The organism is Stenotrophomonas sp. pho, assembly GCF_006228405.1.
GTDB lineage: Bacteria > Pseudomonadota > Gammaproteobacteria > Xanthomonadales > Xanthomonadaceae > Stenotrophomonas > Stenotrophomonas sepilia.
On the sequence record NZ_CP029759.1, the window covers coordinates 698,893 to 719,702 of the forward strand.

Genomic DNA, 20,810 nt, shown 5'->3' on the forward strand with positions numbered 1-20,810 from the left:
CCGGGAATGTTCGGATGCCATTGCCGCCAAAGGGTTGAAACCCCTTGCGGCCGTCCCAAGCTACAATGGGTGTTGCCATCGACAGGGCGCCAGGCGCCCTGTTTCGTTTGCGGCGGACGGATCCCCAGGGGGAGGCCGGGCGTCGTGTCCATCCAACCCGGTTCCTTCAATGATCAACAGCCTGCTTACCCGCGTATTTGGCAGTCGTAACGAACGACAGCTGCGCCAGCTCAACCGCATCGTCGCCAAGATCAATGCGCTGGAGCCGGAGATCGAGAAGCTGTCCGACGAGCAGCTTCAGGCCAAGACGCCGGAGTTCAAGCAGCGCATTGCTGGCGGTGAAGCCCTGGACAAGGTGCTGCCGGAAGCGTTCGCGGTCTGCCGCGAAGCCGGTCGCCGCGTGCTGGGCATGCGCCACTACGACGTGCAGCTGATCGGCGGCATGGTGCTTCACCTGGGCAAGATCGCAGAAATGCGCACCGGTGAAGGCAAGACCCTGGTGGCGACCCTGCCGGTGTACCTCAACGCGCTGGAAGGCAAGGGCGTGCACGTGGTCACCGTGAACGACTACCTGGCCCGCCGCGACGCCGCGCAGATGGGCAAGCTGTACAACTGGCTGGGCCTGAGCGTGGGCGTGGTGTACCCGGGCATGCCGCACAGCGACAAGCGCGAAGCCTACGCTGCGGACATCACCTACGGCACCAACAACGAATTCGGTTTCGACTACCTGCGCGACAACATGGCGCTGTCCAAGGCCGACCGCTACCAGCGCGGCCTGCACTACGCCATCGTCGACGAAGTCGACTCCATCCTGATCGACGAAGCGCGCACCCCGCTGATCATCTCCGGTCCGGCCGATGATTCCCCGGAGCTGTACATCCGCGTCAACCGTGTCGTGCCGCACCTGGTCAAGCAGGAAGCGGAAGACGGCGAAGGCGATTTCTGGGTCGACGAGAAGGGCAAGCAGGTGCACCTGTCCGAAGCGGGCATGGAGCACGCCGAGCAGCTGCTGGTCGAGGCCGGCATCCTCGATGGCGAGACCGAAGGCCTGTACGCGGCGCAGAACCTGACCGTGGTGCACCACCTCAACGCCGCCCTGCGCGCGCACGCGATCTACCAGCGTGACGTGGACTACATCGTGCGCGATGGCGAAGTGGTCATCGTCGACGAATTCACCGGCCGTACCCTGGCCGGCCGCCGCTGGTCCGATGGCCTGCACCAGGCGGTGGAAGCGAAGGAAGGCGTGCCGGTGCAGCGCGAGAACCAGACGCTGGCGAGCATCACCTTCCAGAACCTGTTCCGCATGTACAAGAAGCTGTCCGGCATGACCGGTACGGCCGATACCGAAGCGTTCGAGTTCCAGAGCATCTATGGCCTGGAAGTGGTGGTGATCCCGACCAACCGCCCGACCATCCGCAAGGACAGCCCGGACCAGGTGTTCCTCAACCGCAAGGGCAAGTTCAATGCGGTGCTGGCCGACATCGAAGAGTGCGCCAAGCGCGGCCAGCCGGTGCTGGTGGGTACCACCTCGATCGAAACCTCGGAAATGCTGTCCGAGCACCTGAGCAAGGCCGGCGTGAAGCACGAAGTGCTCAACGCCAAGCAGCATGACCGCGAAGCGACCATCGTCGCCAACGCGGGCCGCCCGGCGGCGGTGACCATCGCCACCAACATGGCCGGTCGTGGTACCGACATCGTGCTGGGCGGCTCGCTGGAAGCCGAGATCCACGCTCTGGGCGAGGACGCAACCGACGAGCAGAAGGCGGCGGTCAAGGCCGAATGGCAGAAGCGCCACGATGCAGTGAAGGCCGCTGGCGGCCTGCATATCGTCGGCACCGAGCGCCACGAGTCGCGTCGTATCGACAACCAGCTGCGCGGCCGTTCGGGCCGCCAGGGTGACCCGGGTTCGTCCCGTTTCTACCTGTCGCTGGAAGACAACCTGATGCGCATCTTCGCCTCCGACTGGGTGCAGAAGGCCATGCGCATGATGGGCATGAAGGAAGACGACGTCATCGAGGACCGCCTGGTCAGCCGCCAGATCGAAAAGGCGCAGCGCAAGGTCGAGGCCCACAACTTCGACATCCGCAAGAACCTGCTGGACTTCGACGACGTCAACAACGATCAGCGCAAGGTGATCTACGCCCAGCGCGACGAGCTGCTGGACGCCGAATCGGTGAAGGACAACGTCGACGGCATCCGTGACGACGTGATCTTCGACATCGTTGCGCGCTTCGTGCCGCCGAACTCGATCGACGAGCAGTGGGACCTGCGTGGCCTGGAAGCGACCCTGGAGTCGGACTTCGGCCTGCAGATGTCGCTGACCGACCTGGTCAAGCAGCATGAGGAACTGGACGCCGAGGCCATCGCCAGCAAGGTCCAGGAGCGCGTCAACCAGCACTTCGCCGAGAAGGAAGCCAGCCTGGGCGAAGAGACCATGCGCGCGCTGGAGAAGCACGTGATGCTGACCGTGCTGGACCAGAGCTGGAAGGAGCACCTGGCGCGCATGGATTACCTGCGCCAGGGCATCTACCTGCGTGGTTACGCGCAGAAGCAGCCCAAGCAGGAATACAAGAAGGAAGCCTTCGAGCTGTTCTCGGACATGCTGGAGAACGTCAAACGCGAAGTGGTGACCCTGCTGGCCCGCGTGCGTATCCGCAGCGACGAGGAAGTGCAGGCCCTGGAGGCCGCCGAGCGGCAGCAGGCGCAGGCTCGCCTGAGCCAGTCGCAGTTCCAGCACCAGGATGCGGGCGGCTACAGTGCCGACGAGGAAGCTGCGCAGGTGCAGGCTGCGCAGCAGGGCGTCGCGCAGATGCAGCGCGACGAGCCTAAGATCGGCCGCAACGATCCGTGCCCGTGCGGCAGTGGCAAGAAGTACAAGCACTGCCACGGCCAGCTGAGCTGATCCCGAAGAGCCCCGCGAAAGCGGGGCTTTTCGTTTGTTGCGGGGAGTTGCACCGGATCCGTGATTGCGCCGGCCGCACTGTTCTGGGCATGCTTCCCCCATGCCTTCCCCCACCCGATCGATCCACGTCGTGGCCGCCGTCATCACCGACGCCCGTGGCCGCGTGCTGCTCAACCGCCGTACCGAGAACCGCGACATGGCCGGCCTGTGGGAGTTCCCCGGCGGCAAGCGCGAATCCGGCGAGACCTCCGAACAGGCGCTGGCGCGTGAACTGCGCGAAGAGCTGGGCATCGAGGCCGATGTCGGGCCCTGGCTGATGGACGTGCCGCAGCGCTATCCGGACAAGCACCTGACCCTGGAAGTGCGCCATGTGCGCAGCTGGAAGGGCACCCCGCGCGGCCGCGAAGGCCAGGCGATCACCTGGGTGGCGCAGGACAAGCTGGGCCGCTATTCGATGCCGCCGGCCGACCTGCCGGTGGTGGCCGCACTGCGCCAACCGGACCGCTACCTGATCACGCCGGCGCCGGCTGACGATGCCAGCGGCGTGCAGCACTGGCATGACTGCCTGCAGCGCGCGGTCGCGGCGGGCCAGCAGCGCATCCAGCTGCGCCTGCCACCGGAACACCCGCAACGGCAGGCAATGATCGAACAGGCCGTGCGCGCGCATCGTCGCGGCGTGCAATGGCTGGTCAACCGCGATGTCGCGCTGGCACGCGCACTGGGCGTGGGTGTGCACCTGGGCAGCGAGCAGCTGCAGGACCTGCAGGAACGGCCCTTGCCGGAAGGGCAGCTTGTCGCCGCGTCCTGCCACGACCTGGAGCAGCTGCAGGCGGCGCAGCGGCTGGGCTGCGACTTCGTGGTGCTCGGCCCGGTGCAGGCCACGGCCAGCCACCCCGGGGCAGTGCCGCTGGGCTGGGAGGCCTTCGCCGCGCTGCGCGCGCAGGTGTCGCTGCCGATCTACGCGTTGGGTGGGATGGTCGCCGGCCATATCGCCGAAGCCCGTCGCCACGGTGGGCAGGGTATCGCTGCGATTGGCGGGTTGTGGCCGGCGTAAAGCCGCGTCGGTCGCCGGGCATCGCCCGGTGCTGGCGTGGAAGGGAGGCAGTAGATCCACGCCATGCGTGGATGGATGCCTGCGATCACAACGTGATCCAGAAACACCCGTACTGCCGCCGTAATCCCACCACCGTCGAGGCACGCGCCACGCTGCCTGGCAGGGTCTGCTCCAGACGCAGTCCGACCGGATGGCGAACATCCGTCGGCTCAGGGGCGGATCCCTGCGCAGCAGGGCCCTGACCCTCGTCAGTCACTGCGTCCTGGCCCTGTCCTGGATACACCGGTACCACGTCTACCAGCGGCCGCCGCGCCAGCGATTCCAGTTGACCGAGGATGCGCTGCGCACCGGCATCGGAGACCGCGCCCCACAGGTACAGCGACGACAACCGGTTCACATCGTTGCTGAGGGTGCCGATGCGCAGCGCGTCCACCAGCTCGCTAAGGCGCCGTGGGCAGCGCGCCCCCAGGGTGTCTCGCCGCAGGGTGCTGCCGGTGGGCGCGGGCGGTGGCAATCGTGATCGGGCGCCGACGCTGTCGCAGGGCCGGTCGGTATACACGCTCTGGCCCTGCGCATCGGTGCAGCGGTTCAAGCGCGTGGACTGCGCATGGACAACGCTCGATGCCGAGCACAATGACAGCAGCAACAGCAGGAAGGAAAGCCGGTTCATCGACGCAGGGTAGCGCCGATCGCGGTGGCATGGCGTGCTTTCAGCCGTGCAGCAGCTTCAGCACCGACGTGGTCGGCTTGGCCAGGTTCAGGGTGTAGAAGTGCAGGCCCGGCGCGCCGCCCTCGACCAGGCGCTGGCACAGCCTGGCGACCACTTCGGTACCGAACGCCCGCACCGATTCGGCGTCATCGCCATAGGCCTGCATCTTGCGGCTGATCCAGCGCGGGATCTCCGCACCGCACTGCTCGGAGAAACGGCGCAGCTGGCTGAAGTTGGCGATCGGCATGATGCCGGGCGTGATCGGTACCTGTACGCCGAGCCGGCGCACGGCATCGACGAAGTGGAAGTACGCATCCGGGTTGTAGAAATACTGGGTGATCGCCGCGTCGGCGCCGGCATCGATCTTGGCCTTGAAGTGCTTGAGGTCGGCCAATGCATCGGAGGCCTGTGGGTGGGTCTCCGGGTAGGCACCTACCTCGATGCGGAACGCATCGCCGTGTTCGGCGCGGATGAACTCGATCAGCTCGGCGGCATAGCGCATGTCGCCGGGGAAGCCCATGCCGGAGGGCAGGTCGCCGCGCAGCGCGACCAGGCGATGGCAGCCGATGGCGCGGTACAGCTTGAGCAGTTCGCGGATTTCCTGGCGGGTGCCGCCGACACACGACAGATGCGGTGCGGCCTCGAAGCCATGGTGCTGGTTGAGATGGCGCACGGTCTCGGAGGTATAGCTCAGCGTCGAGCCACCAGCGCCGAAGGTACAGGACACGTACTCGGGGCCGTAGTCCTTCAGCTTGGCTGCGGCGCGATCGAGCTGGCTGCGCTGTTCGTCGGTCTTGGGCGGATAGAACTCGAAGCTGATGGCAGTCATGGCACGGGCGGCGGCGGCGGGTGTGGATCAGTATATCGCTTCATCAAGATGGATGTGCGCGAATATGTGGAGGCGTGGCCGCTGCCGGGCGCTCGCGCGGGACAGGCTGCTACAGCTCAGCGCTGACCGGGCTGGTGATGAAGCCCCACAGCAGGCGCGCCATCACCGCCGGCGAGCGTGCCTGTGCACGGGCGTACGCCCACAGTGCGTCCAGGCGCGGGCGGTCGTACAAGTGCCCGGCCAGCAGCACGGCGTGGATGCGGCGCGTGTTGCCGGTGTCCAGCAGCGGATTGCCATCGAGCAACACCAGGTCGGCGGCCCGGCCGACCTCGACGCTGCCATGCGATGCCTGCAGCTGCAGATGACGCGCGGCCTGCAGCGTGGCCGCACGCAGCACGTCGGCCTGGCTCAGCCCCGCCTGCCGCAGCCACTGCAGTTCGTCGTGGTAACGCAGTCCACCCAGTCCGGTATCGGTGCCGACCAGTACGGTCACGCCAGCCCGATGGGCGGCGCCGGTGAGCGCCAGGCCATGGGTGAAGTAGGCCTTCAGCGCCTGTTCGCCGCGCGCGCCGGGATAGCGCGCCACGGTGGCCTTCAGATCGTCGCGCCATGCCCAGCGCGAGAGCGGATCCAGGTAGGCCAGGCGCGGGTCGTCGACGAACGCCGGATCGCGCGCGCGTGCATCCTCTTCGCGGGTGACATGGGTCGGTACGAACGCCGCACCGCTGGCCTGCATCAGGTCGAACGCCTGGGCGCAGAGGGCGGGCTGGTAGTCACCCACCATGGCTTCGGCGAGCGCGGTCGGGTTCCCGTCATCGAGCGAGCCTTCGCGCCAGGCGGCGGCACTGTCCACGCAATGGCGCACGAACAGATGGCCGTGCTCGAAGCTGCGCTGGCCCGCGTGCAATGCGGCTTCCAGCGGGACCGCCCTGGGCAGGTGTCCGACCAGGGGCAGATGCAGCTGCCGCGCTTCGCTGGCCAGCCGCTGGTAGGTCTCGGCGCGAAGGCGGTTGTAGACCTTGAACGCATCGACGCCGCGTGCGCGGTACGCGTGTGCACGTTCGCCCGCTGCATCCGGCGTCAGCGCCGGGTCTTCAAAATAGAAGCTGGCGATCTGTACGAAGCGCGGTGCAACCTGCTGCCCGGCAATGGCCTGCGCGGTCCAGCGGCGCTTGTCGGCCACGCAGGCGATCAGCGGATCGGTGGCCTGTGGGCAGTCCATCATGTCGCGGGTACCGGTGATGCCGTTGGCCAGCATCAACGGAAACTGCAGTTGCGGTGACAGCTGCAGTGCATGGGTGTGCATGTCCCAGAAACCGGGCAGCAGCCAGCGTCCGCCCGCATCGAGAACCGGCAACGTGGTCTCCGGCGGGTCTTCACCGATGGCGGTGATGGTGCCGTTGCGCACGGTCACCGTGGTGGGTTCGCTGGCCTGGCCGCGGGCGATGTCCACCACGCGTGCGTTGACGATCACGTGACTGTTGCCGGGGTGGGGCAGCGGTGGTGCAGACAGCGGCCAGAGCAGGGCGGCGGTGAACAACAGGGGGGGGCCAGCAGGAGCACGGCCAGCACGCGCGGCCAGCGGCGACGACGGGCGGAGCGGGGTAGTGCATCCATGAACCGGCAATCCTTGCATGGGGTCGCCTGCAGGGTGCGCCAACATGGGTGCCGATGCCAGTGACCATCGGCATCCCGCCCTCCATGCCGCGTGGGCAGGTACCCTGTGCAGCGGATTCCCTGATCACGCCGCGCCATGTCCATCGTTCTCACCGATTTCGCCCGTCCCCGCCTGTTCCCGCGCGTACCGCGTGGCAACACGATCCAGGACTGCACTGCCGAACAGTTCGAAGCGCACCTCAACGCGCACGCGCCGATGAAGGTACTGGACGGCTATGCGCCGTTCTGCAAACTGTTCGTCTACGAGAACTGGACCAGCACGCGCTGCCTGACCGTGCCGATCACCGAGGCCAACCGCCATCTGCTGCGCAGTGGTTACGAGGCACGCAATCGCGACGAACTGCCGGTGCTGGTGCGCTGGTTCGAGGGCGTGGAGTCGCCGCGTGCGAACTATCTGGTGGTGATCCTGTACAGCGCCGAGCAGCTGGCGAAGGAAGGCTCGCCGATCGAGGCCGACTGGGGCATCGTCGGCTGTATCTATACCGCCGAGCCGGAAGAGGTGCCGATGGCGCCGATCACGATGATGCGCAATGCGCTGGGCGTGGAAGAGGGCGGTTCCGGCGTGCCGTTGGACCGCGAGGCCTACCGGCGTTCTGTCGAGTTCTGGGAGAGCAACGCGAACTGGCGGCCGTGAGCGATATTGGTCATCCACGCATCGCGTGAGTGTACGGACCGCAGTAGAGCCACGCCATGCTTGGCTGCCTGGCCTTCAGGCAGCTTTCCATTCCCACCACGGGTAGTGGTACTCGCGGTCGATGGCCTGCCAATGCTGGCCGCAGTGCATGCAGGCAACGTTGTGGCAATCGCCCCAACCATCCTCGGCCTCCTGCAACGCGAGCAGCTGCATCTGCCCTTGTTCAATCAGGCGGCGCGGATCGAAGAACGGGTAGCCGGGATTGAGCGCGCACAGGCAGCCTGCGTGCGCCTGCCAGTGACGCAGCCGTTTCAGGGCCGCCTCCAGATGCGCCTGGTTGCTGATCAGCATGCCGCCGAGGGTGATGCCGTGGCAGCTGCGTTCAATCAGGTCCACATGCGCGGCCAATGCGTCCAGCGACGGTGCACTGAACAGTCGTGCGACGATGCGGGCGGCGTCGGTGATGCGCGTCGCGTCGCGCGACAGCAGGTCCTGCAGCAGCACATCGGCCTGCGCGTCTTCCAGCCTGGGCGGCGGCGCCGCAGACCACGGCCAGCGCATCAGCGTGCCTTGCCGATGGCAGCGTAGTGGCCGGCGGTCAGGCGCAGCAGGTCGGCCGGCGCCAGTTCCACTTCCAGGCCACGGCGGCCGGCGCTGACGTGCAGCGTGGGCAACACCTGCGCGCTGGCATCCAGGAACGTGCGCAGGCGCTTCTTCTGCCCCAGCGGGCTGATGCCGCCGACCAGGTAACCGGTCGCACGCTGCGCGGCGTCGGCGGCGGCCATCTCGCACTTCTTGCAGCCGGCCGCTTCGGCCAGCGCCTTCAGGTCCAGGTGGCCGGCCACCGGCACGATCGCCACCAGCAGTTCATGTGCTTCAGTGCTTGCCAGCAGGGTCTTGAAGACCTGGGCCGGGTCGAGGCCGAGCTTGTCGACGGCTTCGCCGCCATACGATTCGGCGTGGGCGTCGTGCACATAGCTGCGCACGGTGTGGGCGATCTTCTCGCGCTTGAGCAGGTTGATGGCCGGGGTCATGGACGCATCCTAGCGCGGGGCAGGGGCGTTGCCTTGACCGAGACTCGCGCGTCAACGCAGAACGGGCGCCCGAAGGCGCCCGTCCCGGCTGCGATCGGCTGCATCCAGCATCAGCGCGACATCGACTGCTGCGTCTGCATCTGTTCCTGGGTCTGTCGCTGCGACAGTTCGTTGTCCAGGGCCTGGCTCTGCCGCGTGCTGTCCTGCAGATTGTGGTTCACCGCCTGCGACAGGTCCACGTAGGTGCGATGCATGGCGGGATCGCCGAGCTGGCCCTGCACCGCGAACACGCCCTGGTTGTCCGGCCGCGCCAGCACAGTATCGACCTGGCTCATGCCGGCCAACTTTGCCTCGTAAGCCACCTGGCCTGCGGCGTTCTCGAGCTGGCTGCGGTCATTGAACAGCGGCGACAGGCCGCCCTGGCGCCGCTGTTCTTCCAGTGCTTCCAGCTTTTCCACGACCTGCTGGTAACGCGGGTTGTCGGCGTGGCCCGGGGAGGCCATGGTCGGTTCGGCAGCCGGTGCGCGCTGCTGCGTAGCCGCATCCAGTGCGGCCAGGGTAGTGCCGCCAGCCTTGCCGTCTACGGTGAGGTGGTGATCCCGCTGGAACTGCTTGACCGCTTCCAGGGTGCCGGGGCCGAAATCGCCATCGGCCACCAGCGGCTTGCCGTCCTTGCCCAGATAGCCCAGGTCGGACAGCTTCTGCTGCATGGCCTGCACCTCATCTCCCTTGCTGCCGTTGACCAGCACGCCGTTGCCCGCAGGCGTGCCCGGTGACCCGTGCGAGGGAGCATGGGTGGGGGTGATGCCGATCTGGACCATGGCCCGGTCGAAGCGCTCATCGCGGCTGGCTACGGCGGCCTGCGACTGGATGCCGTATTTGGTGGCATCGACGAAGTTCTGCACGTCGCCGCGCGTCGGCGGATTGCCGGCCTGGACCGTGCCGCCCTGCAGCTTTTCCGCATTGCCGGCCAGATAGCTGATGAACTGCGGGCCCATGCTGCCGAACTGGTTGTCATAGTCCGCCATGGCCAACTGCAACTCCGGGTTGGCGGCGATGGCATCGGCCGCGGCCGGATTGGTTGCACGCACCTTGGCGATGGCCTGATCGACACGCTCGATGGCGCTGTCCAGCTTGGCGTTGGTGAGCTCGTCCATCCTGGCCTGCGGAATGGCCTGCAACTTGGCGTCGAGCGCCGCCAGCTGCTGGGTGCTCAATCCGCCCTGCTGGGACAACAGTGCGATGTCACCATCGGTGAAGCCGTTGTCGCGCAGGAAGCGCCTGGCCTGCGGATTGCCGCCGACATCGAACTGCACCAGCCCGAACGAATAGGTGCTTGCGCCCTTCTGTGCGTATGAGAAGTGGTCCAGGTGGCGGGTGTCGCCGCCCAGCTCGGTGTTGAGGAACAGCGTGGACAGCTGTTCGCGCGTAAGGGTGGAATCCGTTGCCATGGTCATCGTCCTTCAATGAGAGAAAAGCGCCGGGCGTGCCCGGCGATTGTCAGCCGGCGCAGTGCTGCTGGGTGAAGCCGAGCAGCTGGCGGATAGCCTGGGTGCCGTAAGCAGCCGGCGCCGGTTCGAGGGCGAACTGGCCAACCATCTGGTTGCTGCACAGCTGTACGGTGCGCCTGCCGGCGGAGGTTTCCTGGGTGCAGTTGGCTGCGAGCAGGGCGTTGGCGCCGCCGCCCATGTTCGTGGCGGCCGTGCAGCCCAGCAGGCGGCCTTCCTGGCCGTTCTCACCCAGCAGCGCGTTGAAGTTAGCCAGCTGGCTGTTGGGATCGCGCAACACCAGCAGGTCCACGCACTGCTGCTGGCCGTCAGGGGCTTCGCATGCATCCTGATCGACCAGGCCGTCACGCGTAGCGGACAGCACGTTGAGGCGATCGGCGTACACCTGCCGCAGGCACTGTGCATCGGTGCACAGGTCGCGGGTGTGCTCCTGCCAGCGCTGCTGTTCGGCGTGCAGCTTGCTCTGCCCTGCTGCATCGAGCGTGGCCTGTGCGGCAGTGACCGCCTTGCCCATGTCCGCATCCAGGCCGGTCAGGGTCGGGTCCTTGCAGACCAGGGTCTGTGCCGGCGACGCTGCATCGGCGCAACCAGCGCTTGTGTCGGCAACCGTGGCGGGCGCGTCGGCGGCCTTGCCTGCGGGGCTGGCCTGTCCGCTGGCCGCAGCCGGAGCCGTAGCGCCGGCGTCGCCGGCAGGTGGGGTGCAGGCGGCCAGCAGGGCCACCCAGCACAGGGTCATCAGGGGCTTCATGGCCCGGTTCAGTCGTTCACGGTTGCGCGGCATGTCCTGTCCTTTGGTTTCTGCGTCCCGGCGCATGGCCTGCCGTTGGCAGCCCACGCGGGCGTAAAGCCTAGCAAGCAGCTTCTTAGTGCTCCGTGACAGGGTGCGCGGATCAGTTGCCGGGTGCCGCAACGCAGAACGGGCGCCCGAAGGCGCCCGTCCTGTCTGCATCCGTTGCCGGGGTCAGAGCCCTTTCATGCGGAAAGGGATCCGACCCCGCGTACGCCGGTAGTGCCGGCCGCTGGCCGGCACCCCATAGGCATCAGTAGCGGTAGTGGTCCGGCTTGAACGGGCCTTCCACCGGCACGCCGATGTAGTCGGCCTGGTCCTGGGTCAGGGTGGTCAGCTTCACGCCGATCTTCTCCAGATGCAGGCGGGCCACTTCTTCGTCCAGCTTCTTCGGCAGCAGGTAGACCTTCTTCTCGTAGCTGTCCTTGTTCGCCCACAGGTCGATCTGTGCCAGGGTCTGGTTGGCGAAGCTGTTGGACATCACGAAGCTCGGGTGGCCGGTGGCGCAGCCCAGGTTCACCAGGCGGCCTTCGGCCAGCAGGAAGATCGCGTTGCCGTTCGGGAAGATGTACTTGTCCACCTGCGGCTTGATGTTGACGTGCTTGATGCCCGGGTAGGACACCAGTGCGTCGACCTGGATCTCGTTGTCGAAGTGGCCGATGTTGCAGACGATGGCCTGGTCCTTCATCGCGCTCAGGTGCTCGATGCGGATGATGTCGCGGTTGCCGGTGGTGGTGACGTACAGGTCGGCACGGCCCAGGGTCGATTCGATGGTGTTGACTTCATAGCCTTCCATCGCCGCCTGCAGGGCGCAGATCGGGTCGATCTCGGTGACGATCACGCGCGCGCCGTAGGCACGCAGCGAGGCCGCGCAGCCCTTGCCGACGTCGCCGTAGCCGCAGACCACGGCCACCTTGCCGGCCAGCATCACGTCCATCGCGCGCTTCAGGCCGTCGGCCAGCGACTCGCGGCAGCCGTACAGGTTGTCGAACTTGCTCTTGGTGACCGAGTCGTTGACGTTGATCGCTGGGATCAGCAGGGTGCCGGCCTGGGCCAGCTGGTACAGGCGGTGCACGCCGGTGGTGGTCTCTTCGGAAACGCCCTTCCAGTCCTTGACCACGCGGCCCCAGTAACCCGGGCGCTCCTTGGCCACGCGCTTGAGCAGGTTCTTGATGACCTGTTCTTCGTGCGAGGCGGACGCGGTGTTGACCCAGTCGCTGCCGTTTTCCAGCTCGTAGCCCTTGTGGATCAGGAGGGTCACGTCACCGCCGTCGTCGACCACCAGTTCCGGGCCGGTCAGGGTGCCGTCGGCCAGGGTGAAGGTCAGCGCGTCCAGGGTGCAGTCCCAGTACTCTTCCAGGGTCTCGCCCTTCCAGGCGAACACCGGGGTGCCGGTGGCGGCGATGGCGGCAGCCGCGTGGTCCTGGGTCGAGAAGATGTTGCACGAGGCCCAGCGCACATCGGCGCCGATGTCCTTCAGGGTCTCGATCAGCACTGCGGTCTGGATGGTCATGTGCAGCGAGCCGGTCACGCGCACGCCCTTCAGCGGCAGCTCGGCCTGGTACTTGCGGCGGATCGACATCAGGCCCGGCATTTCGTGCTCGGCGATGTCCAGTTCCTTGCGGCCCCAGTCGGCCAGCGTGATATCGCGGATCTTGTAATCACCTTCGGTGGAGAAGGTCTTGGCAACAGCGTTCATTCGTGTGCTCCGGTTGTGGGCGAGCGGATGCTCGCATCTAGCCGGGCGCCGTTGTTACAAAGCCACCTTACCGAGCCTGGCCGGGCCTCGTGGGATCCGGTCGCAGCGCCCCTCGGCAGGGGAGAACCCCCATTATATCGCGGCCCCAGCGTGACATCGGCATGACCCAACCATCGGCAGATGGGGCCACGTGCACGGCCTGTTAAGGTCGGAGTTTTCACGCATCACACAGGTGGAACGATGAGCATGCACGCGCGCCGCACACGGCGCTGGACCGGCCTGGTCCTGTCGATGGGGCTGCTGGCGGTGGCCCCGCTGGCCTGGGCGGCCGCCTCGCAGCCAGCTCCGGCGCAGGCGCAGGGCGTCAATGGCTACGAACTGCCATCGGCCGCACTGCAGGCAGTGGTCGACGCCCCGCGCGCGCCGTCGCTGTTCCTGTCGCCGCGCCGCGACGTGGCCGCGATGATGCAGATGCCGTCGCTGCCGTCGATCCAGGTGGTGGCGCAGCCGGAACTGAAGCTGGCCGGCCTGCGCATCAACCCGCGCACGTTCTCCGACAGCCGCTTCAGCTTCGGTGAGAAGCTGTGGCTGATGAACGTGGCCGATGGCAAGGAGCGGCAGATCAGTGGCCTGCCGGCCACGCTGTCGATCGCCAGTGTGATGTGGTCGCCGGACCAGAAGTGGCTGGCCTTCAACCAGGTCGACGCCGCCAGCGGCGCCAATGAACTGTGGCTGGTGGATGTGGCCGGTGGCAGCGCCCGCCGCCTGGTTGCCGGCTTGAACACGGTGATCGGCAGCGGCTACCAGTGGCTGCCGGACAGCCGCGGGCTGGTGGTGTTCACCCGCCCGGCCAACCTGGGGCCGGCCCCGGCCGCCGACGGCGTCCCGACCGGCCCTGCCGTGCAGCAGACCAGCCAGGGCGGCGGCGTAGTGTCGATCCGTACCTATCAGGACCTGCTGAAGAACGAAGCCGACGCTCGCCAGTTCGATTACTACGCGACTACCCAGCCGATGGAAGTCGGCCTGGATGGCAGTACCCGCGCGATCGGTGCGGCCGGCATCTTCATGGGCTTCTCGGTGTCGCCTGACGGCCGCTTCGTGCTGCGCCAGCCGGTGCAGCGTCCGTACTCCTACGTGGTGCCGGTAAGCAGTTTTCCGCGCCGCATTGAAGTGATCGAGCGTGCCACCGGCAAGCTGGTGCATACCGTGGCGGTGCGCCCGCTGGTGGAAGGCCTGCCGACCGGCAACGATGCCGAAGTGACCGGCGTGCGCGACATCAGCTGGCGCGGTGATGCCGATGCCACCCTGGTCTGGGCCGAAGCGCAGGACGGTGGTGATCCGAACCGGGAAGCCAAGGTGCGCGATGCGGTGCTGATGCAGGCTGCGCCGTTCGACAAGCCGCCGGTGACCCTGGCCCAGCTTGGCAGCCGCCTGAGCGGCATCAACTGGGGCCGTGGCGACCTGGCCCTGCTGACCGAGTCGTGGTGGAAGACCCGCAGGACCAGGACCTGGCTGATCGCCCCGGACAACGCCGGTGCCGAGCCGCGCCTGCTGTGGGATCGTGACGCGCAGGACCGTTATGCCGATCCGGGGCGGCCGCTGCTGGCCAGCGATGAACGTGGTCGCTCGCTGCTGCAGACCAGCCCGGAAGGCAGCAGCCTGTACCTGGCCGGTGCCGGCGCTTCGCCGGAAGGCGACCGCCCGTTCGTGGACCGCTTCGACATCGCCACGGGCAAGGCGACGCGCCTGTTCCATTCGCAGGCGCCGAGCTATTCGCTGCCGGTGGCATTGCTGGACAACCAGGGCAATTCGCTGCTGCTGAGCCGCGAGAGCCCGGACGAACCGGCCAACTTCTACGTGCAGTCGCTGGCCGATGCCGGTGCCGCACCGCGCGCGCTGACCCGTTTCGCCCATCCGCTGCCGCAGCTGAAGGGCGTGCAGAAGGAGCAGATCCGTTACCAGCGCAAGGATGGCGTCGACCTGACCGCGACACTGCTGCTGCCGCCGGGCTACGATCCCAAGCGCGACGGCCCGCGCCCGCTGCTGATGTGGGCCTACCCGGGCGAGTTCAAGAGCGCGGCCGCGGCCAGCCAGGTGACCGATTCGCCGTACCGCTTCAACGCGGTCAGCTACTGGGGCCCGCAGGCGTTCCTGGCCAAGGGCTATGTGGTGCTGGCCAGCCCGTCGATGCCGATCATCGGCGAGGGTGACAAGGAGCCGAACGACACCTACATCGAACAGCTGGTGGCCAATGCGCAGGCGGCGGTGGATGAAGTGGTGCGCCGAGGCGTGACCGATCGCGATCACATCGCCATCGGTGGCCACTCCTATGGTGCGTTCATGACGGCCAACCTGCTGGCACACACCCGCCTGTTCAAGGCCGGCATCGCGCGCAGCGGTGCATACAACCGCACGCTTACTCCGTTCGGTTTCCAGGCCGAGGAGCGCAACTACTGGCAGGCGCAGGACGTCTACCAGAAGATGGCGCCGTTCAATTACGCCGACAGGATCAAGGATCCGATCCTGTTCATCCACGGCGTGGACGACAACAACTCCGGCACGTTCCCGATCCAGAGCGAGCGCATGTTCGCCGCGGTGAAGGGCCTGGGTGGCACCGCGCGGCTGGTGATGCTGCCCAACGAATCGCATGCTTACCGGGCACGCGAATCGATCATGACCATGCTGGCCGAAAGCGAGCGCTGGCTGGAGCAGACCATCGGCCCGGCCGAGCAGGGCAAGGCGAAGAAGAAGCGCTGATACCTGCATGAGGGCGGCCCCTGTAACAGGGGCCGCCTGTGCGGCTGCGCCGCCGCCCGAGCGTGGGCTCGGGCGCTACACGGTGTCGCGCGCCACGACGCTTGTAGAGCCGAGCCCATGCTCGGCTGCGTCCGCCAGGGATGCGTGCAGATGAAACCATTTTTGCATCGCAGCACGCTGCCCGTTCTGGTTTAGGCTTGGGGTCTGGATCCGTTGACCGAGGCCTGTGCGTCGCCGATGAACGAGTACCGCAGCAGCATCGAGTTTGCTTCCCCCGATCTTCCGCTTCGCGATGACGTGCGCCGGCTCGGCGCACTGGTCGGTGACCTGCTGGTCGAGCAGGTATCGGCGGCCTTCCTCGACGAGGTCGAGGACGTGCGCACCCGCGCCATCGCCCGTCGCGAGAACCAGGCGCCGCTGTCGGAGCTGGCCGAAGGGCTGGCCGGGCGCACGCCGCAGCAGGCCGAGACCATGGTGCGGGCCTTCAGCACCTACTTCCAGGTGGTCAACATTGCCGAGCGCGTGCATCGCATCCGCCGCCGCCGTGACTACCAGCGTGCCGGTACCGCAGGGGCGCAGCCCGACGGCCTGCAGGATGCGCTGCAGCACCTGAAGGCGCAGGGCGTGGGCCTGGACGAGCTGGCGCAGTGGCTGCCGCGCATCGACATCGAACCGGTGTTTACCGCGCACCCGACCGAAGCGGTGCGCCGTGCGCTGCTGGAGAAAGAGCAGCTGATGGTGGCCAGCCTGGTCGACAACCTCGACGGCCAGCGCACGCCGGGGGAAGCGGCCGCCGATGCTGCGCGCTTCCGCATGGCGCTGACCGCGTCGTGGCAGACCACTGATTCCTCGCCGGTGCGGCCCACCGTCGATGACGAGCGCGAGCACGTCGGCTTCTATCTGGTGCAGGTGCTGTACCGCGTGATTCCGGTGCTGTACGAATCGCTGCAGCAGGCGCTGCGCGATACCTATGGGGAAGAGCTGCCACTGCCGCGCCTGCTGCGCTTCGGTACGTGGGTGGGCGGGGACATGGACGGCAATCCGAACGTGGATGCCCACACCATCCGCACTACGCTGGATGCGCAGCGGCAGGCGGTACTGGCGCGCTATCAGAAGGAACTGCTGCAGCTGGCCAGCCTGCTCAGCCAGTCCACCGAGCGGGTGGGCGTGAGCGATGCGCTGCAGGCGCGCGTGGCGCACTACCAGCAGCTGCTGCCGCAGGTACAGTCGCGCCCGCGCCATGCCGACATGCCCTACCGCCTGCTCAACGATCGCATGCGCGCGCGCCTGCAGGCCACGCTGGAAGACGGCGAGGGCGCTTACGCCGGCCCGGATGAACTGATCGACGACCTGCAGCTGATCCTCGACAGTTTGCGCGCCAATCGCGGCGAGCACGCTGGCGGCTTCGCCGTGCAGCGGCTGTTGTGGCGGGTGAAGACGTTCGGCTTCCATCTGGCGCGGTTGGACGTGCGTCAGGAATCGAGCGTGCATGCGCGCGCGCTGGCGGCGGTGCTGGGCGGCGACCCGGCGTGGGAGGGCCTGGATGCCTTGGGCCGCGCGCGCCTGCTGGCACCGCATGCCAGTGGCGAGGTGCCGTTGCCGAAAGGCGACGACGAAGGCAACCGGCGGCTGGACGCCGTGTTCGCTGCATTGGCCGATGCCCGTGCGCGGCATGGCGGCGATGCACTGGGCAGTTACATCATTTCGATGGCGCACGACCGCAGCGACGTGCTGGCGGTGCTGGCGCTGGCGCGGCGTGGTGGCCTGGTCGATGCCGATGGCGGCGTGCCGCTCGATATCGCGCCGCTGTTTGAAACTGTGGACGACCTCAAGCGCGGCACCGCCACGCTGCGCGACCTGCTGGAGGATCCGGTGTACCGCGCGCACCTGCGTGCACGCGATGATGTTCAGATGGTGATGCTGGGCTATTCGGACAGCAGCAAGGATGGTGGCATTGCTGCTTCGCGTTGGGGCCTTCAGCGCGCGCAGGTGGAACTGCTGGAGGTGGCGGCCGAGGCCGGCATCCGCCTGACCTTCTTCCATGGCCGGGGCGGCTCGATCAGCCGTGGTGGTGGCAAGACCACCCACGCCGTGGATGCGTCGCCACGCGGCAGCATCGATGGCCGCCTGCGGGTGACCGAGCAGGGCGAGGTGATCCATCGCAAGTACGGCATCCGCGCGCTGGCCCTGCGCTCGCTGGAGCAGGCTACCGGTGCAGTGCTGCGCGCCAGCCTGCGCCCGCGTGCCGCCGAACCGCGCGAGGATGCGTGGCGGCCGGTGATGGATGCGGTGGCTGCGGCCAGCAGCGAGGTGTATCGCGGGTTCGTTGGCCAGGCCGGTTTCATGGATTATTTCCGTACCGCCACGCCGATCGACGTGATCGAGCGGATGACGCTGGGCTCGCGGCCGTCGCGCCGGCTCGGCCAGGACGCAGCGCTGGGCAACCTGCGTGCGATTCCCTGGGTGTTCGCCTGGAGCCAGGCGCGTGCGGTGATTCCCGGCTGGTACGGCGTGGGCAGTGGCCTGCAGGCCGCGGTCGATGCCGGCCACGAACAGACCCTGCGCGATATGGCGCGGGACTGGCCGTTCTTCCGTACCTTCCTGGATGACATCGCGATGGTGCTGTCCAAGGGCGATATCACCATCGCCGAGCAGTTCTCGCTGTTGTCGGGTGAACTGCATGGGCGCTTCTTCCCGCAGGTGCAGCGCGAACTGGAGCTCACCCGGCGCTGGCTGCTGGCGTTGATGGACCAGAAGACGCTGCTGGACCACGACGCGCGGCTGGCGCTGTCGATCCGCCTGCGCAATCCCTACGTCGATCCGATCAGCGTGCTGCAGGTGGAACTGCTGCAGCGCTGGCGGGCCAGCGGGCGCGAGGATGACGATCTGCTGCGCGCGCTGGTGGCGTGCGTGAACGGCGTTTCGCAGGGCGTGCAGAACACAGGGTGACCTGGCGTTGGTAGTGCCGGCCGCTGGCCGGCAACCTCATGATGTTTGGCAGCACGCGCGAGGTTGCCGGCCAGCGGCCGGCACTACCTCATTCTTCCGGCGACGGCGGGTTCGACGCCAGCAGTTCCAGGTGGCGCTGTTCCATTTCCTGGCGCAGCTGGCGGCGGATCTGTGCTGCGGCCTGGCGGCGCTTTTCGTCGGACGTTGCCGGCTGCAAGGGCGGGACAGGCGTCGGCCGGCCTTCTTCATCCACTGCGACCATCGTGAAGAAGCAGCTGTTGGCGTGGCGCACGCTGCGCTTGAGGATGTCCTCAGCCACCACCTTGATGCCGATCTCCATCGATGAGGTGCCGGTGTAGTTCACCGAGGCCAGGAAGGTGACCAGCTCGCCCACCGCGATGGGCTGGCGGAACATCACCTGGTCCACCGACAGGGTGACCACGTAGCTGCCGGCATAGCGGCTGGCGCAGGCGTAGGCCACCTGGTCAAGCAGGCGCAGGATGGCGCCACCATGGACCTTGCCGGAGAAATTGGCCATTTCCGGTGACATCAGCACGGTCATGGACAGCTGGTGGGTTTTCAGTTCGGTCGACATGCGGCGATTGTATCGGCAACCGGTCGTGCCGGACGCTGGCCGGCAACCACGCGGTTGTTTCCGGAGGCCATGAAAAAGCCGGCCAGCGGCCGGCTCTACCAGAAGCAGAAGGGCCGCTTGCGCGGCCCTTCGTGTTGCTTACTTCAGCTTCGCATCGGCGCGCAGGGCGGCGGCGCGGTCGGTCTTCTCCCAGGAGAAGGCCGTGGCGTTGACGGTCTCGCCTTCGCCGTTGAGGTAGCTGAACTCCTTCGGCTTGCGGCCGAAGTGGCCATAGGCCGCGGTCTGCTGGTACATCGGGTGGATCAGGTCCAGCATCTTGATGATGCCGTACGGGCGCAGGTCGAAGTGCTTGCGGATCAGCTTCTCGATCTTGTCGTCGCTGATCTTGCCGGTGCCGAAGGTGGTGACCGAGATCGAGGTCGGCTCAGCCACGCCGATGGCGTAGGAGACCTGCACTTCGCAACGGTCGGCCAGGCCGGCGGCAACCACGTTCTTGGCGACGTAGCGGGCCGCGTAGGCGGCCGAACGGTCGACCTTGGACGGGTCCTTGCCGGAGAACGCGCCACCGCCGTGACGGGCCCAGCCGCCGTAGGTGTCGACGATGATCTTGCGGCCGGTCAGGCCGCAGTCGCCCACCGGGCCGCCGATCTCGAACTTGCCGGTCGGGTTGATGTGGAACTTGGTGCCCTTGTGCAGCCACTTGGCCGGCAGCACCGGCTTGATGATCTCTTCGCGGACGGCCTCGATGAGGTCCTTCTGCTTGATGCCCGGGGCGTGCTGGGTCGACAGGACCACGGCGTCGATGGCCGAGACCACGCCGTTTTCATAGCGCAGGGTGACCTGGCTCTTGGCGTCCGGGCGCAGCCACGACAGCGGCGAGTTCTTCTTCTTGCGGATCTTGGCCTGCTGCTCGACCAGGCGGTGCGACAGGTGGATCGCGGCCGGCATGTAGCTGTCGGTCTCGTTGGTGGCATAGCCGAACATCAGGCCCTGGTCGCCAGCGCCCATTTCTTCCGGCTTCTTGCGGTCCACGCCCTGGGCGATGTGCGGCGACTGCTTGCCGATCAGGTTCAGCACGCCGCAGGTGGCGCCGTCGAAGCCGACGTCGGAGCTGTCGTAGCCGATGTCCGTGATGACCTTGCGGGTCAGCGCTTCCAGGTCGATCCAGGCGCTGGTGGTGATTTCACCGGCCACGATGGCAACGCCGGTCTTGACCATGGTCTCGCAGGCCACGCGGGCGCGCTGGTCCTGGGTCAGGATCGCGTCCAGCACCGCATCGGAGATCTGGTCGGCAACCTTGTCCGGATGGCCTTCGGAGACCGACTCGGAGGTGAAGAGATAGCTGGACATCAGGCGTAATATCCCTTGATTCGGATGGAAAGATGGGCGCGCATGATACACGGGGTGCGCCGCCTGTGCATTGTGAACCGGTACCGGTTGCCGGTGGTTAAGCCCGCGTAGGCCCGGCAGGGGCCGTCACGACGGGATTGGGGGCCAGCCTCGAGGCCCAGTGTTCCACCAGCGTGACAACAACAGACGGGGCTGCCCAACCCCGACCGCGCAGGCCGCGACCCGGCCGTCAAGGGGCCGGCCGTCATCGTTCTGCCCCGAAACCGCCATCTGGCTGCCGCCTGCCGGGTGCAGGCTGTCGGCCAATCCGGCCGCCGGGCATCAGT

At 67.1% G+C, this 20,810-nt stretch carries 15 protein-coding genes and 1 riboswitch; of the genes, 5 read left to right on the forward strand and 10 right to left on the reverse strand.

The window, feature by feature from the left end:
• The first annotated feature begins 169 nt into the window (after window positions 1-169).
• Window positions 170-2,902 (forward strand): preprotein translocase subunit SecA, encoded by a 2,733-nt coding sequence (gene secA / locus DL544_RS03190; protein ID WP_005415301.1) that lies wholly within the window; start codon window positions 170-172, stop codon window positions 2,900-2,902.
• Window positions 2,903-3,002: 100 nt separating this feature from the next.
• Complete coding sequence (locus tag DL544_RS03195; RefSeq protein WP_065178756.1) at window positions 3,003-3,956, forward strand: Nudix family hydrolase; 954 nt, start codon at window positions 3,003-3,005, stop codon at window positions 3,954-3,956.
• An 85-nt stretch (window positions 3,957-4,041) separates the two neighbouring features.
• Here DL544_RS03195 and DL544_RS03200 read toward each other — a convergent pair whose 3' ends face one another.
• From DL544_RS03200 to DL544_RS03210, 3 genes are all read right to left on the reverse strand, one after another.
• Window positions 4,042-4,626 carry a DUF4124 domain-containing protein gene (locus tag DL544_RS03200; protein WP_139726739.1) on the reverse strand — a complete coding sequence of 195 codons (585 nt, stop codon included), beginning with the start codon at window positions 4,624-4,626 and terminating at the stop codon, window positions 4,042-4,044.
• 40 nt (window positions 4,627-4,666) lie between these two features.
• Window positions 4,667-5,494, reverse strand: coding sequence for a methylenetetrahydrofolate reductase [NAD(P)H] (metF, locus tag DL544_RS03205; RefSeq protein ID WP_005415304.1), 828 nt, complete (start codon window positions 5,492-5,494; stop codon window positions 4,667-4,669).
• A 109-nt stretch (window positions 5,495-5,603) separates the two neighbouring features.
• Window positions 5,604-7,034, reverse strand: a complete 1,431-nt coding sequence (locus DL544_RS03210; protein WP_235646207.1) for an amidohydrolase family protein — start codon at window positions 7,032-7,034, stop codon at window positions 5,604-5,606.
• 213 nt (window positions 7,035-7,247) lie between these two features.
• On the opposite strand from DL544_RS03210, the gene DL544_RS03215 reads away from it, so the two are divergent.
• Window positions 7,248-7,805, forward strand: a complete 558-nt coding sequence (locus DL544_RS03215) for a DUF3228 family protein (protein ID WP_053498826.1) — start codon at window positions 7,248-7,250, stop codon at window positions 7,803-7,805.
• 75 nt (window positions 7,806-7,880) lie between these two features.
• Here the strand turns inward: DL544_RS03215 and DL544_RS03220 are convergent, their stop codons facing one another.
• The 5 genes from DL544_RS03220 to ahcY all read right to left on the reverse strand — a co-directional run bounded on the left by DL544_RS03220 (window position 7,881) and on the right by ahcY (window position 12,833).
• Window positions 7,881-8,366, reverse strand: coding sequence for a hypothetical protein (locus tag DL544_RS03220; protein WP_005415307.1), 486 nt, complete (start codon window positions 8,364-8,366; stop codon window positions 7,881-7,883).
• Complete coding sequence (gene ybaK, locus DL544_RS03225) at window positions 8,366-8,839, reverse strand: Cys-tRNA(Pro) deacylase (RefSeq protein ID WP_005415308.1); 474 nt, start codon at window positions 8,837-8,839, stop codon at window positions 8,366-8,368. Before ybaK ends, DL544_RS03220 begins: the two co-directional genes overlap by 1 nt.
• Before the next feature lie 110 nt (window positions 8,840-8,949).
• The gene (locus DL544_RS03230) at window positions 8,950-10,290 is read right to left on the reverse strand and encodes a peptidoglycan-binding domain-containing protein (RefSeq protein ID WP_231109136.1); all 1,341 of its coding nucleotides are present in this window, start codon (window positions 10,288-10,290) and stop codon (window positions 8,950-8,952) included.
• Between the two features lie 49 nt (window positions 10,291-10,339).
• The gene (locus DL544_RS03235; protein ID WP_235646206.1) at window positions 10,340-11,095 is read right to left on the reverse strand and encodes a lysozyme inhibitor LprI family protein; all 756 of its coding nucleotides are present in this window, start codon (window positions 11,093-11,095) and stop codon (window positions 10,340-10,342) included.
• Between the two features lie 292 nt (window positions 11,096-11,387).
• Window positions 11,388-12,833, reverse strand: a complete 1,446-nt coding sequence (gene ahcY, locus DL544_RS03240; protein WP_005415311.1) for an adenosylhomocysteinase — start codon at window positions 12,831-12,833, stop codon at window positions 11,388-11,390.
• Between the two features lie 36 nt (window positions 12,834-12,869).
• Window positions 12,870-12,953: riboswitch (S-adenosyl-L-homocysteine riboswitch) on the reverse strand.
• 120 nt (window positions 12,954-13,073) lie between these two features.
• Here ahcY and DL544_RS03245 point away from each other — a divergent pair.
• Both DL544_RS03245 and ppc read left to right on the forward strand, forming a co-directional pair.
• Window positions 13,074-15,590, forward strand: coding sequence for a S9 family peptidase (locus DL544_RS03245; protein ID WP_032953936.1), 2,517 nt, complete (start codon window positions 13,074-13,076; stop codon window positions 15,588-15,590).
• Window positions 15,591-15,827: 237 nt separating this feature from the next.
• Entirely contained in the window at window positions 15,828-18,539 is a 2,712-nt protein-coding gene (ppc, locus tag DL544_RS03250; RefSeq protein ID WP_139726741.1) for a phosphoenolpyruvate carboxylase, read from the forward strand.
• 88 nt (window positions 18,540-18,627) lie between these two features.
• Here ppc and DL544_RS03255 read toward each other — a convergent pair whose 3' ends face one another.
• Both DL544_RS03255 and metK read right to left on the reverse strand, forming a co-directional pair.
• On the reverse strand, window positions 18,628-19,134 hold the full coding sequence (locus tag DL544_RS03255) for an acyl-CoA thioesterase (RefSeq protein WP_005415314.1): 507 nt from the start codon (window positions 19,132-19,134) through the stop codon (window positions 18,628-18,630).
• A gap of 138 nt (window positions 19,135-19,272) precedes the next feature.
• A complete protein-coding gene (gene metK, locus DL544_RS03260; RefSeq protein ID WP_005408103.1) occupies window positions 19,273-20,484 on the reverse strand; it encodes a methionine adenosyltransferase in 1,212 nt (403 codons plus the stop codon).
• Window positions 20,485-20,810 lie beyond the last annotated feature (326 nt).

Coding starts and splice junctions, on each gene's coding strand:
- secA (WP_005415301.1), top strand. CDS start 170: ATGATCAACAGCCTGCTTACCCGCGTATTTGGCAGTCGTAACGAACGA.
- DL544_RS03195 (WP_065178756.1), top strand. CDS start 3,003: ATGCCTTCCCCCACCCGATCGATCCACGTCGTGGCCGCCGTCATCACC.
- DL544_RS03200 (WP_139726739.1), bottom strand. CDS start 4,626: ATGAACCGGCTTTCCTTCCTGCTGTTGCTGCTGTCATTGTGCTCGGCA.
- metF (WP_005415304.1), bottom strand. CDS start 5,494: ATGACTGCCATCAGCTTCGAGTTCTATCCGCCCAAGACCGACGAACAG.
- DL544_RS03215 (WP_053498826.1), top strand. CDS start 7,248: ATGTCCATCGTTCTCACCGATTTCGCCCGTCCCCGCCTGTTCCCGCGC.
- DL544_RS03220 (WP_005415307.1), bottom strand. CDS start 8,366: ATGCGCTGGCCGTGGTCTGCGGCGCCGCCGCCCAGGCTGGAAGACGCG.
- ybaK (WP_005415308.1), bottom strand. CDS start 8,839: ATGACCCCGGCCATCAACCTGCTCAAGCGCGAGAAGATCGCCCACACC.
- DL544_RS03230 (WP_231109136.1), bottom strand. CDS start 10,290: ATGGCAACGGATTCCACCCTTACGCGCGAACAGCTGTCCACGCTGTTC.
- DL544_RS03235 (WP_235646206.1), bottom strand. CDS start 11,095: ATGAAGCCCCTGATGACCCTGTGCTGGGTGGCCCTGCTGGCCGCCTGC.
- ahcY (WP_005415311.1), bottom strand. CDS start 12,833: ATGAACGCTGTTGCCAAGACCTTCTCCACCGAAGGTGATTACAAGATC.
- DL544_RS03245 (WP_032953936.1), top strand. CDS start 13,074: ATGAGCATGCACGCGCGCCGCACACGGCGCTGGACCGGCCTGGTCCTG.
- ppc (WP_139726741.1), top strand. CDS start 15,828: ATGAACGAGTACCGCAGCAGCATCGAGTTTGCTTCCCCCGATCTTCCG.
- DL544_RS03255 (WP_005415314.1), bottom strand. CDS start 19,134: ATGTCGACCGAACTGAAAACCCACCAGCTGTCCATGACCGTGCTGATG.
- metK (WP_005408103.1), bottom strand. CDS start 20,484: ATGTCCAGCTATCTCTTCACCTCCGAGTCGGTCTCCGAAGGCCATCCG.